7 protein-coding genes and 1 pseudogene are annotated in these 15547 nt (G+C 72.1%); 3 read left to right on the forward strand and 5 right to left on the reverse strand.

Translation table 11 applies throughout. The features are described 5' to 3' along the window. Positions 1 to 24 precede the first annotated feature (24 nt). Together GA0070216_RS23145 and GA0070216_RS35655 are read left to right on the forward strand one after the other, a co-directional pair. A complete protein-coding gene (locus tag GA0070216_RS23145; RefSeq protein ID WP_091250083.1) occupies positions 25 to 402 on the forward strand; it encodes a hypothetical protein in 378 nt (125 codons plus the stop codon). 168 nt (positions 403 to 570) lie between these two features. Further along, positions 571 to 819 (forward strand): annotated as a pseudogene (locus GA0070216_RS35655) (Type 1 glutamine amidotransferase-like domain-containing protein); the annotation flags it as partial. Between the two features lie 170 nt (positions 820 to 989). On the opposite strand, the gene GA0070216_RS23155 reads toward GA0070216_RS35655, so the two are convergent. Both GA0070216_RS23155 and GA0070216_RS23160 read right to left on the reverse strand, forming a co-directional pair. Further along, positions 990 to 1412: a GntR family transcriptional regulator gene (locus GA0070216_RS23155; protein WP_091250085.1), complete on the reverse strand. Its 423-nt coding sequence runs from the start codon at positions 1410 to 1412 to the stop codon at positions 990 to 992. Further along, positions 1409 to 2107: a hypothetical protein gene (locus tag GA0070216_RS23160; protein WP_141723162.1), complete on the reverse strand. Its 699-nt coding sequence runs from the start codon at positions 2105 to 2107 to the stop codon at positions 1409 to 1411. Before GA0070216_RS23160 ends, GA0070216_RS23155 begins: the two co-directional genes overlap by 4 nt. 241 nt (positions 2108 to 2348) lie before the next feature. Between GA0070216_RS23160 and GA0070216_RS23165 the strand changes: the two genes are divergently transcribed. Beyond that, entirely contained in the window at positions 2349 to 3614 is a 1266-nt protein-coding gene (locus tag GA0070216_RS23165; protein ID WP_091250092.1) for a prolyl oligopeptidase family serine peptidase, read from the forward strand. Positions 3615 to 3735: 121 nt separating this feature from the next. Here the strand turns inward: GA0070216_RS23165 and GA0070216_RS23170 are convergent, their stop codons facing one another. Genes GA0070216_RS23170 through GA0070216_RS23180 form a run of 3 tightly spaced genes read right to left on the reverse strand, consistent with a single transcriptional unit; the run spans position 3736 to position 15476 of the window. After that, positions 3736 to 5226, reverse strand: a complete 1491-nt coding sequence (locus GA0070216_RS23170; protein WP_218108264.1) for a DUF7405 family protein — start codon at positions 5224 to 5226, stop codon at positions 3736 to 3738. A gap of 3 nt (positions 5227 to 5229) precedes the next feature. Then, on the reverse strand, positions 5230 to 5673 hold the full coding sequence (locus GA0070216_RS23175; RefSeq protein WP_091250096.1) for a hypothetical protein: 444 nt from the start codon (positions 5671 to 5673) through the stop codon (positions 5230 to 5232). A gap of 56 nt (positions 5674 to 5729) precedes the next feature. Continuing rightward, positions 5730 to 15476 (reverse strand): RHS repeat-associated core domain-containing protein, encoded by a 9747-nt coding sequence (locus GA0070216_RS23180; protein WP_091250098.1) that lies wholly within the window; start codon positions 15474 to 15476, stop codon positions 5730 to 5732. Between the last annotated feature and the right edge of the window lie 71 nt (positions 15477 to 15547).

Genomic DNA, 15547 nt, shown 5'->3' on the forward strand with positions numbered 1-15547 from the left:
CGGAGACGGGGTGGAGGAAGATCCGTGAAGATCGAGCCGTGGCAGGTGCCGATCCTGGTGATGGCCGGCATCATCCTGGCGGAGCTGGTGATCAGGGTGATCCCGCGCCGCTGGACGGCGCACCTGGCCAAGCCGCAGGTCCGCACCGTGGCGCTCGGCGCGCTGGCGGTCCTGATCATCGTCGTCGGGGTACTGGCGCTCGGCCCGGACCTGGCCGACCAGATCGCCAGCGTGGCGGCGGCCGTCGCCGGGCTGGTCGCGCTCTGGCTGACCTACCGGTCGTACCAGTTGCAGACCGCCGCGAGCCCCGGCGCTCCGGCCAAGGTCGGACCGGCCGGCCCGGAGCGGGACACGGCCGAGCCGGAGGTCGCGGGCACCACCGGCCAGCCGAGCGGGCGGTAGGGGGCTGTTGCGTCGGCGGACCGGTGGGCATGCGCTGAACGGCTGCGCACATCGCCGCCAGTCGGGTGTTCCGGATCCTGGCGGCCGGGGCCCGGTCGACGACGGTGGGGCAAGCCGATCGCCGACTCCGGTGCCCTCTGCATCCCCACGGCGCGGTACGGCAACCCCATGTCCGGGCCAGCCTCGGCCTGGCGTTTCATCAACGGTCAGACGCCGCTGCCCAGGTGCGGCCTGGGCTGGAAGTCGCTGGGTGTCCTGGAGCTGACGGCGCTGCCCAGCATCGGCGAGCAGCGGTGGGTCCCCTGGGTACGGGAGACTGACGTCATCCTCGTGGCCGGCGGCGATGCGGCGTACCTGTGCCACTGGGTACGGCAATCCGGGCTGGCGGACCTCCCGCCGTCACTGCGGGACACCGTGAACACCGCTCGTCAGCCTTGCAACTCCGCACTCTCTGGGCGCTGGAGTCGGCGCCGGCAGATGATGGCGCAGGCGCGGGTGAGGAACACTTCGCGGATCTCCCAGCGGATGCTGAGGCGTGGGAACCAGTGCAGCAGGGCGTTGGTCTGCGCGACGACCCGCCGTCGGGGCTACGGCAGGGAGCCCGCCGGCGAGGGACCTTTACCCTCCCTGTCGGCTCTCAGCGCGACAGCGAGGGCGGCGGTGAGTTCGTCATCCCCGGCACCGAGAAGGCGACCGGCGATGACGAACTCGCGGGCCCGCAGGGCCAGAGCTTCGATGCGGGCAGCCGGCTGCAGGACGGCTGCGGAAGCTACCCGGGTACCGGCGGCCCGTCTGGTGACGACCAGGCCGGCTGCCTCAAGTTCTTGGTATGCGCGCGCCACGGTGCCGTTGGCAAGCCCCAGATCGGCGGCGAGCTGCCTGACCGTCGGGAGCCGCTGTCCTTCCGCAAGCACTCCTGACCGGATCAGATCCGCGATCTGCTGGCGGGCCTGCTCGAACGGAGGCACAGCCGAGGCCGGGTTGATCCGAATCCCGGGGCTGCCGGTCATCCGGCTGCCCCGTCGGCACTGATGTGGCCGGCAGTATCGGTCGGGGCGCTTTCGGAAAGCCGTGGCGGGGTCACCACCAGGGCACCCGCGTAGTAGCCGAAGGTCGCCAGACCGAGCCCCGCAAGGACACTGAGGGCGAGGCCCCAGACAGGTGAACCTCCAGCGCGCCAGTCCCACTGGCGATCTGCGTACCAGAAGGCGAGGGCCGTGAACACGATCGCGAAGACCGCAGTGCACGTGTGCACCAGGCGGCGTACGGCATCGTGACGCCAGGCGTTGTCCGTCGCCGTATCCGCCTCGTTGATGCCCGCCTGAGGAGCACGAACGATCAGCCATACGATCACGACGGTCAGGGCTGCAGTGACACCGAGGGCGATCAGTGTGCTCGCGAGACTCACCGGCGCCGCGGTGCCGAAGTACTTGACCTCATGATCAGGACGTTCGGGGGTGGGATAGCTGGCAAAAACCGCGATGCCGGCTCCGAGCAGTGCGGCCACGATGACGTCACGTCTCGGCACGTAATCGCGCACGCGCCGAGGAACCAGACTGGCGGCGCCTCGGCCACGTACCCGTCGGGGCGTCACGGCTTCACCGGCGAGAGCGCCGAGGAGGACCGCCAGAACCAGGGCTACCGGGGCCAGGTCGAACAGGTAGGTGCGGGTCAGGGCGAAGGCGGTTCCCACACCGACAGCCATCCCCGCCATTCGATAGAGCCCACCAGCAATCACGACTCCCCCTTGTATCGAGTTATTGATACAAGGGTAGCCACTTCCAACGGCTTGTGTCACCCCCCCTGACACAAGTGCAGAGCTCGCGTCGTCCCCACACGCGGGGCACGCCAGTTGATCGTCCACGTCGACACCGGTTGCCAGCGGATCTCCCCGGCGCTACGTTGACCCTCTATCGACAGATGTCTACATAGTTGTCGGGGGTCGCATGTCCACGTCGGTCACTCGCCGCACCGTCCTGGCCGGTGGCGCCGGCGCCGCTGTCGGCCTGGCGCTGCCCGGCCCTGCCGCCGAGGCCAGCGGCCACCGCCCCACCAGCGTGAGCTTCACCCTCGACGCGACAACGCTCGACGGCGGCGAGCAGGTCACCTCGGTCACCCTCGACACCGGCCGGCTCGGGCCGATCGATCCCGCCGGGCTCCACCCCGGCACGTTCACCGTGCACGCCAAGGCCACCAGCCCGATCCCGATCGCTCCCGGTGATCTGATCTTCAGCGAGTACGACCTGGACCGTGCGGTGACCGCAGCCCGGCTCGACCGGCACGGGAACATCGTGCTGGAGCTGAGCCACGCCGAGGGTCAACTCGGCGGCGGCACCCTCGGCTACATCCTGAGCAAAGGCCGCAACGTCCGGCTGGACCTCGTCTACACCATCACGCAGAACACCCCGCTCGTCCGGCGTCACGGCCCACCGCTCACCATCACCAGCTTCGTGCAGGGACGGCTGTCGAACCCCGAGGTGGACGCCTTCAGCCACCACGTCTCGGGCTCGGGCATGAAATACCGGTTGTACTCCCCGAAGCGTTCACCCCGGCACGGTCGGCTGCCGCTGATCCTCTGGCTGCACGGGGCCGGCGAGGGCGCCTCACTGCCCGACGACTACTACGACAACGAGACCACCCTGCGCGCCAACCGTGGCGCGTTGGGCTTCGCCACCCCGCAGGCGCAACGGATCTTCTCCGACGCGTACGTCGTCGCCCCGCAGAGCACCTCCTACTGGATGGAGGACGGCCCCCGGTTCGCCCCGCTGATCCGCGAGATCATCGAGGACCTCGTACGCCGCAAGCGCGTCGACCCCGACCGGATCTACGTGGCCGGTTGCAGCAACGGCGGCTACATGTCCCTGAAGATGACCGTCGCCTACCCCGACCTGTTCGCCGCGTCGGTGCCGGTCTGCGGCGTCGTCGAGCCACTGGGCGGAGAAGGGCCGCCGCTGATCACCGACGCGGAGCTGACGAAGATCCACACCCCGACCTGGCTGGTCACCTCGCGCGACGACGACACCGTGCCTCCCGAGACCAACACGGTCCACGCCCACCACCTCATCCCGGGATCACTGGTCACCCTGTACGACCACGTCGTCTGGAACGGCTACCAGTTCCCCGGTCACTTTTCCTGGATCTACGTGGCCCGCAACGACCCGAGTCTCGACGGCACCCACATCTGGCAGTGGATGGCCCGCCGCCGCCGCTGATCCGCCGCAACCGCTGGCCCCCGCGTGGCGGTCACCATCCCGTTGAGGTGCCGTCACGACGGCACCACCTGCCGCCGATCCGTGATCTCGATGCCACCAACGTCACCGAGCCCGAAGAGCGCTACCCCCCGGCCAGCTCGACGAGGGGAAAGGCCCGGTGCCTGCGGGGCGGGACCAGGAAGTTCTGCCGGCGGGTGCAGGTCAGGAAGCGTTCCAGGCCGTTGTCCTGCTCGGCCACCCGATGCTTGCGCACCAGGTCCACCGAGGCCTGGCTGCGCCGCATCCGGGTGAAGAAGTCCGCGGTCGGCACGAAGACGCTGAAGTGCAGCTTCGGTTGGCTGCTGCCGTCCGGCACGTCCATCGGGTCGAAGCCCGGACCGTCCACCCGCAGGTGCATGGGGGTGCCGTCCGACGCCCGGGAGCTGCGTTGCAGGGTCGACAGGTGACCCATCCGCCGCTCGCCCGGGGGCAGGTCGATCCCCCGGGCGGTGCGCTCGGCGTAGTCCGGGCCGCGGTTCTCGGCGGGCAGGAACGACGGCCCGCCGCCGTCGGTGAGCTGGTCGGGGTTGCCGGGGTGCACCGGCGGGGCGTGGAACATGTACTGCACCCGCTTGGTGAAGTTGCCGTTCTCGCTGGGCGGGGTGCCCGGCGCGGCCATGTCATAGAACTGGAGCATGTCGAGGATGACGTGCGACAGGTGCTGGATGCCGCCGTTGTCCAGGTAGTCGCCGGGCCGGGAGGTGCTCAGCCGGGCCGAGGGGTGGCCGGCGAAGGTGCAGATCTCCGGCGGACCGGAGGCGTTGACCTGCTGGTCGGAGAAGCCCATCCACATCGGCGAGTCGGGCTGGATGAACCGGGCGTACGGCAGCTGGTTCTGCTCGGCCACCGAACGGGGCAGGCCGACCTGGGTGAACATGTGCCGGCTGGAGGTGACCGTGAGCAGCCCGGCGAAGGCGGGCGGGGCTGTCGGCCGGCCGGCCAGCGTGCCGTTGCCGTCGAACCAGGCCAGCACGTCCTGGATCACCGCCGCCCGGTCGCTGCGGAAGGTGAACAGCAGGTCGTTGTCCTCGATCCGGACCGGCACGGTGAACCGTCTCTTGGTCACCCCCGGGTTGTCCGGGTGGACGTCGGTCGGCGCGGGCACCGCCTCCTCCAGCACCGACCGGGTCGGGTCGGCGAGCAGCCGGGGCAGGTGCGCGCCGACCAGGTCACCGGTGAGCCCGCCGGGCAGCCGCCGGAAGTAGGGCAGGCCGTAGGAGACGAACGTCATCAGGTCCGCCGCGCCGAACGGGTAGCGCGACTCCAGGGCGGCGAGCACCCGGGTCAGCTCCCGCTGGTCGTCGCCGCCGGGGGTACGCGACAGCGCGGCGGTCAGGTAGACGGTGTGCACCGGCGGCATGACGAACGGGCCGCCGGTGGGCGAGGACTGCTCGGGCGCGCTGAACCGGGCCACGTCGAACTGGATGTCGGGCAGCCCTGCCGCCGGGTCGGGGGCGGCCGGTCGGGCCGGGACACGCGCGTCGGCCGAGCAGCCGGCGAGGGCCGATGCGGCCATGGCCAGCGCGCCGCCGGCCAGCATGGTCCGGCGGCTGAGCCGGGGCTCGTCGCCCATGCCTCAGCTCGACCGGTCGAGCGCGGCGCGCAACGCCTCGCCCAACTCCCCGTCGCCGGGGGCGGTGAGCCGCACCGCGTGTTCGGTGAGCCCGACGAAACCCTCCCGGGCCCCGCCGTTGCGGGTGGGGCTCACCAGCACCACGTCGGCGTCCCGCTCGACGCCGACGTGCCGGGTGCCCTTGGCGTAGGTGGCGTAGGTGCGTAGGCCGAGGGCGTCGAGGACCGGCGCGAACGCCGACGGCCCGCCCCGCAGGTCCGGGGTGGGCACCCCGGTACGCGAGGCGTCGAGCATGCGGGACACCGCCGCGCCGAGTTCCCGGTCGTCGGCCGGCTCGTCGAGAAGCACGAATGCGCCGTTGGCGATCCACATGCCGTCGCCGGTCAGCGAGGAGGAGTGCGCGACGTACCGACCTCTGCGTAGGTCGAGTGCGGCGAGTCTGGTCATCGGTGTCCTCTGTGGAAGGTGGGCGCCCCGGGCTACCCCTGGGCGCCCCCGGTGGTCTATCTGATCGGGATGATCCGCACGGTCACCCCCTTCTGGGCACCGTACTGGACGATCTGGTTGAGCGCGTTGCGCTGGGCGCTGGTGGCCGCGCCGCGTTGGACGGCGATCTCCAGCTCCCGGACGGCGACCTGCCCGGGTCTGATGGTGACGCCGTCCCAGGTGACCGGGTTGCTCTTGGCGAAGCCGGCCGCCTTGTCGACGTAGCCCTGCAACCGGCTGGTGAGCTGGCCCGCGCTCTGGTAGCTCTTCGCGGTCAGATCGACGCTCTTGATACTGGTGGCGGTGCCGTTGGCGAACCGGTCGATGGTCGGGAAACTACGCGGCAGGTTGCCGCCGAGCTTGGCCTCGATGGCGAGGCCGCGTTCGAACTGGTTGAGCTTCCAGACCGAACTGCCGGCCTTCAGGTACGCGCCGAGGCCGCCGGTGAGCGCCCCCAGCGCACCGCCGATGGCGAAGTCCTTCAGGGCGTCGCCCGCGCTGTACTTGCGTCCGGTCAGCGCGGCCAGGCCCGCGCCGATGCCGACCGAGGAGGCGCCGCCGATCAGCGCCCCGATCAGGATCGGCACGCAGATCGGGCAGTCGCCGTTGGGGTCGGAGAGGTTGACCGGGTCGTTGAGGGCGTACGTGTAGAGGTTGGTGCTGCCGCCGCCGAACCCGGCCGGGTCCTGACTGAGGAACCGGCCCGTGTCCGGGCTGTACCAGCGGGCCCGGTGGTAGCTCAGCCCGGTGTCGGCGTCGCGTTCCCGGCCGGTGAACCCCTGGGTGTTGCTGCTGGTCGCGCCGCTGGTGGTGACCGCGCCGAACGGGTCGTAGGTGTACCGGGTGGTCAGCGTGCCGGCGGAGTCGGCCAGGCCGAGCACGCTGCCGAGCGGGTCGGTGACCGGCACCCGGGCACCGGCGGCGTCGGTGCGGACCAGCGTCTGGTCCAGCCCGGCGGTGAGCCGGTCGGCGACCGCCGTGCCGGTCTGCTCCCGGACCAGGTTCGGGCCGTCGTAGCCGAAGGTGGTGGTGGCCGCACCGGAGGTACGGCTGGCCAGCCGCCCGGCGGCGTCGTAGCCGTACGCGGTGGCCAGGCCCGGCCCGGTCACCCCGGTCAGCTCACCCCGGGCGTTCCAGGTGTAGCCGCGTACGCCGTCGCCGGTGAGGTTGCCCTCGTCGTCGTAGCCGAACGTCTGCGCACCCCGGCTGGTCAGCCGGTTCGCCGCGTCGTAACTGGCCGCCGGCCCGGTGGCGGGGACGGTGACCTGGGCGAGGCTGCCGGTCAGGTCCGCCACCCGACCCGTGCCGTCGTAGCCGTAGCGCAGATCGCCGATCGGCACCCCGCCGGTGGTCTCGTAGGACAGCCGGGTGAGCTGGGAGGCGGCGTCGTAGGCGTACCGGGCGGTGACGCCGGCCTGGTCGACGCGGGTGGTGCGGCCGGCGGCGTCGCGGTGCCAGGTGGCGGTGGTGCCGCCCTGGGTGATCTGCGCGATCAGCCCGGTCTGGTCGTAGCCGTAGGAGATGGCCGGCTGACCGGGCACGGTCATCGCGGAGCGTCGGCCGGCCGCGTCGTAGCTGTAGCCGACGGTGCCGGTCGGGCCGGCGACGCTGACCACCTGGTCGAGGTCGTTCCAACCGAGGGTGAGCAGGCCACCGGTGGAGTCGTTGATGGTGGTGAGCCGGTCCAGGGTGTCGTAGCCGAACCGCTTGGTGCTCTCGTAGGTCGGGCCGGCGGTGGTGCCGTACCCGATGAAGGTGGTGCGGCCGAGGACGTCGTACTCGGTGACGGTGGTCTTGCCGCGCCGGTCGGTGGCCGACACCACCCGGCCGAGCACGTCGTAGGTCTGGTGGGCCTGCTTGCCACGCGGGTCGGTGACGGTGACGGGGCGGTCGGAGCTGTCGTAGGCGACGCTGGTGCTGTTGCCCCGGGCATCGGTGACCGTGGTCAGGTTGCCGTTGCCGTCGTAGCCGAAGGTGGTGGCCCGGCCGAGGCCGTCGGTGCTGGTGACGACCTGGTTGTCCGGGTCGTAGCGGACCCGCTCCAGCACCCCGTCGGCGTCGGTGACCGCCACCGGGCGGCCGACGGCGTCGACGAAGCTGCGGGTGGTCCGGCCCAGCGGGTCGGTCACCGCGACCAGGTCGCCCTGGTCGTAGGTGTAGCGGGTGACGTTGCCGAGCGGGTCGGTGAACGAGGTGACCTGTCCGGCGGCGTTGTAGGCGTAGCGTCGGGTCCGGCCGGCGGCGTCGGTCGCGGCGGTCAGGTTGCCCCCGTCGTCGTACTCCATCCGGGTGGTCCGGCCCTGGTCGTCGGTGACCGAGGTGAGCTGCCGGTACGGCCCGCCGGAAATGACCGTGGCGGACTGCGCGGCGGCGGTGCCGGCGAGCGCGGTGAGGCCGGTGAGCTGCCCGTTCGGGCCGTACCCGAGGGTGGTGCGCCGGCCGTACGGGTCGACCAGCGCGGTCGGCAGGTGGGTGGCCGGGTCCCGGGTGGTGGTCGAGGTGCGCGCGTGGGCGGTGCCGGCGGCGGTGGTCTCGGCGGTCACCCGGTGGTCGCCGTCGAAGTGGGTCTCCCGGATGCTGCCGTCGGGTTCGGTGACCGCCGTCTTCACCACCTGACCGGTGGCGTCCGTGGTGTAGGCGAACCCGTAGCTGACCCCGCCGGGCATGGTCTGGGCGGCCACCCGACCGGCGGAGTCGTAGCTGTTGGTGAGGTAGGTGACGCCCCGGGCGTCGGTGACGGTGGTCATCCGGTGCGCGGTGTCGTAGGTGTACGTGGTGGTCCGGCCGCCCGGCGAGGTGACCGTGGTCAGCCGGCCGGCGGAGTCGTAGCCGTACTGCACGGCCCGGCCCGCGTTGTCCTGCGCCCGGGTCACCCGGCCGCCGGTGTAGCTGAGCTTGATCCAACGTCCGTTCGGCGAGGTGATCTGGGTGATGTCGCCGGACTGCCCGCCGCTTGCGCGGGTGAGGGTGATCTGGTTGCCGTGCCGGTCGCGGATGGACTGCAACGGGGTGTTCTCCCCGAAGACGTAGACCATGCCGTCGGTGCGGACCAGGTCCCAGCCGTCGCCGTTCCAGCTCATCACCGCGTCGCGGAACGGACCGGTGGTGTCGACGGCCTTGAACACCGCGTCGGTCCAGCCGGTGCCGGGGCTGGTCCGCACGAGGTGGACCTTGCCGCTGTCCGGGAAGATCAGGTCGGCCTCGACGTACTCCTGCTTGGAGTTGATGAAGATGCCGTAGGTGAAGTTCGCGCCGATGCCGAACTCGCGGTTCTGGGTGTCGTTCTGCCGGTAGGTGCGGGTGATCGAGATCGGCAGCACGTCGTTGACGGTCAGGTCGGTGTGCTCGTCGACGAAGAGACCGCTGGCCAGGTCGACCGGGTCGCCGCCGGCGTCGCCGTCCTCACCCGGGCCGGTGCCGGCGGGACGCTTGCCGCTGCCGTTGAACATCGCCCCGGTGAACTCCCAGACCCGCACGTCCGGGTCGGGCATGATCTGCCGGCCGTCCGGGGTGACGGTGCCGTGGCCGTAGATGTACCAGCCGGCCTGCGCACCGGTCACCGCGCAGACGGCGGGGGTCTTCGCCACCGTGGCGGGCTTCTTCGGGTACGACTTCACCGGCGTCTTGACGCACGGCCGGCGCCCCGGGTCGTAGTCCCAGAAGTCGAGCCGGCTGCCCGGGGCGAGGCCCTGGGTGTTCGGGTAGATGATCTGCGCGCCCTCGGGCAGGATGACCGCCCCGCCGGGCTGCACGGTGAAGTAGACGGGGGTGCGCACCCCGACCGGGAGCGGGAACGGCGGCTGGTCCACCGGCAGCGCGGTGATGGACAGTTCGGTGACCCGCTTGCCGGCCCGGTCGCGGATCACCGAGCCCTGCGGCAGCCGCACCTCGAAGCCGGGGATGGCCGGGGTGGTGATGACGGTCTGCTTGCGGGTGGGTGAGGGGAAGCGGACGCTGTTCGCGGTGTCGAGCCGGGTCATCCAGATCGGGTACGACAGCTCGACGGTCTCCCCCGCCCGCAGGTCCACCCCGGTCTCGAAGCGGCCGAACGCCCGGCCGGGGCGGCTCGCCGTCGCCCCGTCGATGACCAGGACGTGGTGGCCGGCGGTGAGCCCGGTGAGCAGGAACCGGCCGGTGGCGTCGGTACGGGTGCTGCGCCGGCCCACCGTGAGGGTGACGTCGGCGAGCGGCTGACCGTTGAGCAGCAGGGCCTGCCCGGCCAGGGCGGTGGCTCCCCGGTCGGCCCGCAGTGCCGGCTGGAGGTGGCCGTACGCGCCGGTGCGGTGGCTCGCCCAGTCCTCGCCGGCGAGGTTGAACCGGTCCGGGGTCCAGGTTTCGGTGACGTCGCCGACCGGCCGGACCGGTTGCTTCGACGGCGTCTTCTCCGGTGGCGTCTTCTTCGCGGCGGCGGCCCCCGCCGGCAGCCGTACCTCGCCGGTGATGGCGCCGACGGTGCCCGCCGACGGGTCGACCAGGACGGTGTACGTGCCGGCCACCGGCAGGGTGACCGCGCTGAGGGTGCAGGTGTCGCCGCAGTACACGCTGCTGCCGAGGTTCGTCCCGTCCGGCTTGCGGATGACCGCTGTGGCGTTGTAGCGGGTGTAGGTGCCGGCGGTCATCGCCACGGTGACCACCTGGCCGGCGCCGCCGGGGAAGGTGAGGGTGGCGTTCTGGCCGGGCACGGTGGTGGTCAGGGTGGCTGCCGCACCGCCCGGGGTGACGGCCGCGGTGGCGTCGGCCGGCACGTCGTACACCTGCACCGAGACCGCGCCGGTGTACATGCCGTCGGGGTTCAGCAGGATGCTGTACGTGCCGGCCACCGGCAGGGTGGTCACGTCGAAGAAACAGGTCGCCCCGCAGTACGCGCTGCTGGTCAGGTTCGACCCGTCCGGCTTGCGGATGATCGCCGTGGCGTTGTAGGTGCCGTAGCTACCGGCGCTGCCCTGCACCGAGATGCGCTGCCCGGCGGTGCCGGGGAACGACAGGACCGCGTTCTGGCCGGGGGCTGCGGTGGTCAGGGTGACCGCGCTGCCGCCCGGCGTCGTGCCGGCGGCCGCGTCGGCCGGGACGTCGTAGATCCGCAGCGAGACCGTGCCGGTGTACATGCCGTCCGGGTTCAGCAGGATGCTGTACGTGCCGGCCACCGGCAACGTGCTCACGTCGAAGAAACAGGTCGCCCCGCAGTACGCGCTGCTGGTCAGGTTCGACCCGTCCGGCTTGCGGATGATCGCCGTCGCGTTGTACGTCCCGTACGTGCCACCGGTGCCCTGCACCACGATCCGCTGACCCGCCGCACCCGTGAACGACAACACCGCGTTCTGCCCCGGGGCGGTGGTGGTCACCGGCACGGCCGGACCGCCGACGGTGGCACCGACCGCCGCGTCCGCCGGCACGTCGTAGACCCGCAGGGTCACCGCGCCGGTGTAGGCCGCGTCGGGGTTCAGCAGGATGCTGTACGTGCCGGCCACCGGCAGCGTGGTCACGTCGAAGAAACAGCTCGCCCCGCAGTACGCGCTGCTGGTCAGATTCGACCCGTCCGGCTTCCGCACGATCGCCGTCGCGTTGTACGTCCCGTACGTGCCACCGGTGCCCTGCACCACGATCCGCTGACCCGCCGCACCCGCGAACGACAACACCGCGTTCTGCCCCGGGGCGGTGGTGGTGAGGGTGACGCCGGCGCCGCCCGGGGCGGTGCCGGCGGTGACGTCGGCCGGCACGTCGGACACCTGGACGGTGAGCGCGCCGGTGTAGGTGGACGCCGGGTCGACCAGGATGCTGTACGTGCCGGCGACCGGCAGCACCATCGTGTCGAACAGGCACGACGTCCCGCAGTACGCGCTGCTGGTCAGATTCGACCCGTCCGGCTTCCGCACGATCGCCGTCGCGTTGTACGTCCCGTACGTGCCGCCGGTGCCCTGGACCAGGATCCGCTGCCCGGCCGTGCCGGGGAACGTCACCACGCCGTTCTGCCCGGGGCTGACGGTGGTGACGGTGACCGGGGCGCCGCCGGGGGTGGTGCTGACGGTGGCGTCGACCGGCACGTCGAACACCTGCACGGTGAGGCTGCCGACGGCCGCCGCAGCCGGGTCGACCAGCACCGTCCAGGTGCCGGCCGTGGGCAGCGGCACCGAGCTGAACGCGCAGCTCGTCGCGCAGGACGAGGAGCCGGCCGCGCTGCCGTTCGGCGCCCGCAGCGTCGCGGTCACGCTACCGCCGCCGAACGCGCCGGCGGTGAGGCTGACGGTGACGACCTGCCCGGCCGTGCCGGGGAACGACACCACGGCGTTCTGCCCCGGCACGGTGGTGGTCACCGACACCGCCGCGCCGCCGGGGGTGGTGGTCGCGGTGGCGTCGGCGGACACGGCGTACACCCGGGCGGTGAGCGCACCGACGGCGGTCGTCCTCGGGTCGACCAGCAGGGTGTACGTGCCGGCGGCCGACAGGGTGGTGGTGTCCAGGAAGCACGACGTCCCACAGGACGTGTTCGACACGACCGTGCTCCCGTCCGGACGACGCCACGTCACCGCCGCCTCGGACGACCCGAACGTCCCACCCGAGAGCTGCACCGCCACCCGCTGCCCCGCCGCCACCGGGAACGACACCACCGCGTTCTGCCCCGGCACCGTCGTCGTCACCGACACCGCCGCCCCACCCGGGGTGGTGGTCGCGGTGGTGTCGGCGGGTACGGCGTGCACCTTGACCGTGATGCCGCCGACGACCGTGCCCTTCGGGTCGACCAGCACGGTGTACGTGCCGGCGGCCGACAGGGTCGCGGTGTCCAGGAAGCACGACGTCCCACAGGACGTGTTCGACACGACCGTGCTCCCGTCCGGACGACGCCACGTCACCGCCGCCTCGGACGACCCGAACGTCCCACCCGAGAGCTGCACCGCCACCCGCTGCCCCGCCGCCACCGGGAACGACACCACCGCGTTCTGCCCCGGCACCGTCGTCGTCACCGACACCGCCGCCCCACCCGGGGTGGTGTTGGCGACCGCGTCGTTGGGCAGGTCGTAGACCCGGGCGGTGATCGCGCCGAGGGTGGTGCCGGTCGGGTTGACCAGCACCGTGTACGTGCCGCTGGTCGGGAGGGTGACGGCGTTGAACGCGCAGCTGGTGCCGCAGTAGCTCTCGCTGACCACGGTGGAGCCGTCCGGGGCGCGCAGCGTCACGCCGGCGTCGTAGGTGCCGAAGGTGCCGCCGCTCAGGGTCACCGAGACGACCTGCCCGGCGGTGCCGGGGAAGGAGACGACCGCGTTCTGCCCCGGCACGGTGGTGGTCACCGACACCGCCGCCCCACCGGGGCTGGTGGTCGCCGAGGCGTCGGCCGGTACCTCGTGGACCTTGACGGTGGCCTGGCCGACGTAGGTGGTGTCCGGATTGAGCAGGACGGTGTACGTGCCGTCGACCGGCAGGACCACCGTGTCGAAGAAACACGACCCCCCGCAGTACGCGCTGCCGGTCAGGTTCGACCCGTCCGGCTTACGCACCACCGCCGACGCGTTGTACGTCCCGTACGTCCCACCGGTGAACTGCACCGACACCCGCTGCCCCGCCGTGCCGGCGAACGAGACCACGGCGTTCTGCCCCGGCACGGTGGTGGTGACGGTGACCGGGGCGCCGCCCGGGCTGGCGGTCGCCGTGGCGTCCGCCGGCACCAGGTGGACCTGCACCGCGACCTGGCCCACGGTGACCCCGTCGGGGTTGAGCAGGACGGTGTACGTGCCGTCGACCGGCAGGACCACCGTGTCGAAGAAACACGACCCCCCGCAGTACGCGCTGCCGGTCAGGTTCGACCCGTCCGGCTTACGCACCACCGCCGACGCGTTGTACGTCCCGTACGTCCCACCGGTGAACTGCACCGACACCCGCTGCCCCGCCGTGCCGGCGAACGAGACCACGGCGTTCTGCCCGACGGTGGTGGTCACCGTGACCGCGCCGGCCCCGGGGATGGCGGTCGCCGTCGCGTCCGCCGGGACGTCGTGGACCTGCACGGTGACCGCGCCGACGTAGCTGGTGTCGGGGTTGACCAGGACGGTGTAGGTGCCGCCGACCGGCAGGACGACCGTGTCGAAGAAGCACGAGCCGCCGCAGTACGCGCTGCTGGTCAGGTTCGACCCGTCCGGCTTACGCACCACCGCCGACGCGTTGTACGTCCCGTACGTGCCGCCGGTGATCTGGACGAGGACCCGCCGGCCGGCCGTGCCGGGGAAGGAGACGACGCTGTTCTGGCCGGGCACCGTCGTGGTCGCCGTCACCTGCGGGCCGCCGGGCGTCGTCGCCACCGCGGCGTCGGCCGGCACGTCGTACACCTGGACGGTGATCGTCCCGGTGGTGGTGGACTGCGGGTCGACGACCAGGGTGTACGTGCCCTCGGTCGGCAGCACGGTGGTGTCGAGGAAACAGGAGGCACCGCAGGAGCCGTTGGAGACGACCGTGCCGCCGCCCGGCCTGCGCAGCGTCACCGCGGCGTTGTAGGTGCCGTAGGTGCCGCCGCTGAGCTTGACCGAGACCCGCTGGCCGGTGCTGCCGGCGAAGGTGACCGCGCCGTTCTGCCCCGGCACGGTGGTGGTGACGGTGACCGCCTCCCCGCCCGCCGTGGTGCCCGCCGCGGCGTCGGCCGGCACCTCCCGCACGGTCGCGGAGACCGAGCCGGTGGCCGTGCCCGACGCCGCCAGCAGCAGCGTGTACGTGCCCGCCGTGCGGGCCGTCACCGTGTCGATGAAGCCGGTGGCCCCCACGCATCCGGCCGACGCCGCGGTACGCCCGAACGGGTCGAGGAGCTTGGCGGTGGAGATGCCGCAGGAGCCGAAGGTGCCGTCGGCGAGCTGCACGCTCGCCCGCTGCCCCTCCGCCAGGTCGAACACGACCAGGGCGATGTCGCCCGCGCTCGCGATCGGGACCGGCGTGGTGACGCCGAGCGCGACCCGGGCGGTGTGCGCCACGTCGGCCACGGTGTAGGGGGCGGGCGCCACGAACACGTCGGCGGCGCTCTCCCCGCTGCCGTGGGCGGTGCGGACGCCGATCCGACCGGAGGCGACGCCAGCGGGGACCTCGACGGTCAGGCTGCCGGCGGCGACCGTCGAGGGGAAGGCCCGGGTGCGGTTGAGGGTGACGGCGTTGTCGGCGGTCTGGGCGGCGAACCCGGTGCCGGTGACGGTGACGGTGCCGCCGGGCGTCACGACGGGAGGCGTCACGGCGGTGACGGTGGGCGCGGACTCGTCCGGCCCGGTGACCACGAAGGACTGTGGGCTGGTCGCGGTGGTCCCGCCGACGGTGACGGTGACCAGGCCGGTGGTCGCCCCGGCGGGAACCCGGGCGACCAGACGCCGACCGTCGGCACGGGTGACGGTGGCGGGGACGCCGTGGAACGCGACGGTGTTCTCGGCCGCCACGTCGGAGAAGCAGCCGCCCTGCAGGGTCACCTCGGCACCGACGGCGGCACGGGCCGGCACCACCGACAGCAGGGCCAGGGCGGGGGCGGGGCTGCCGTCGTTGGCGACCGAGGTGATGTTGCCGGTGGGGTCGTACCTGTAGCGGGCGGTCCGACCGGCCTGGTCCTGCACCCCGGCCAACTGCCCGGCGGCGTCGTAGGCGTAGCCGACGGAGTCGCAGGAGACGGAGGCCGGGACCATGTCCGGCAGGTCCGCCCGGACGGCGAAGGCCAACAGCAGGACGAGGGTGGCGAGCGTCGCGGTGGATCGCAGCCGGGCACCTGCCCAGACCCTCGATCGGATGGTGCGGCGGTCGAGCGGTCCCGACATGCTGCCTCCTCAGACGCACTTCTGGGTGGCAAGATAGGCGAGATGCATCAACCGGAATAGATGGCCGGGTG

This window comes from Micromonospora matsumotoense, assembly GCF_900091525.1.
Taxonomy (GTDB): Bacteria; Actinomycetota; Actinomycetes; order Mycobacteriales; family Micromonosporaceae; genus Micromonospora; species Micromonospora matsumotoensis.

What these genes read in the sequence shown, in the direction of transcription:
- GA0070216_RS23160 (WP_141723162.1), bottom strand. Translation starts at nt 2,107, where the DNA reads ATGGCTGTCGGTGTGGGAACCGCCTTCGCCCTGACCCGCACCTACCTG.
- GA0070216_RS23155 (WP_091250085.1), bottom strand. Translation starts at nt 1,412, where the DNA reads ATGACCGGCAGCCCCGGGATTCGGATCAACCCGGCCTCGGCTGTGCCT.
- GA0070216_RS23165 (WP_091250092.1), top strand. Translation starts at nt 2,349, where the DNA reads ATGTCCACGTCGGTCACTCGCCGCACCGTCCTGGCCGGTGGCGCCGGC.
- GA0070216_RS23175 (WP_091250096.1), bottom strand. Translation starts at nt 5,673, where the DNA reads ATGACCAGACTCGCCGCACTCGACCTACGCAGAGGTCGGTACGTCGCG.
- GA0070216_RS23180 (WP_091250098.1), bottom strand. Translation starts at nt 15,476, where the DNA reads ATGTCGGGACCGCTCGACCGCCGCACCATCCGATCGAGGGTCTGGGCA.
- GA0070216_RS23170 (WP_218108264.1), bottom strand. Translation starts at nt 5,226, where the DNA reads ATGGGCGACGAGCCCCGGCTCAGCCGCCGGACCATGCTGGCCGGCGGC.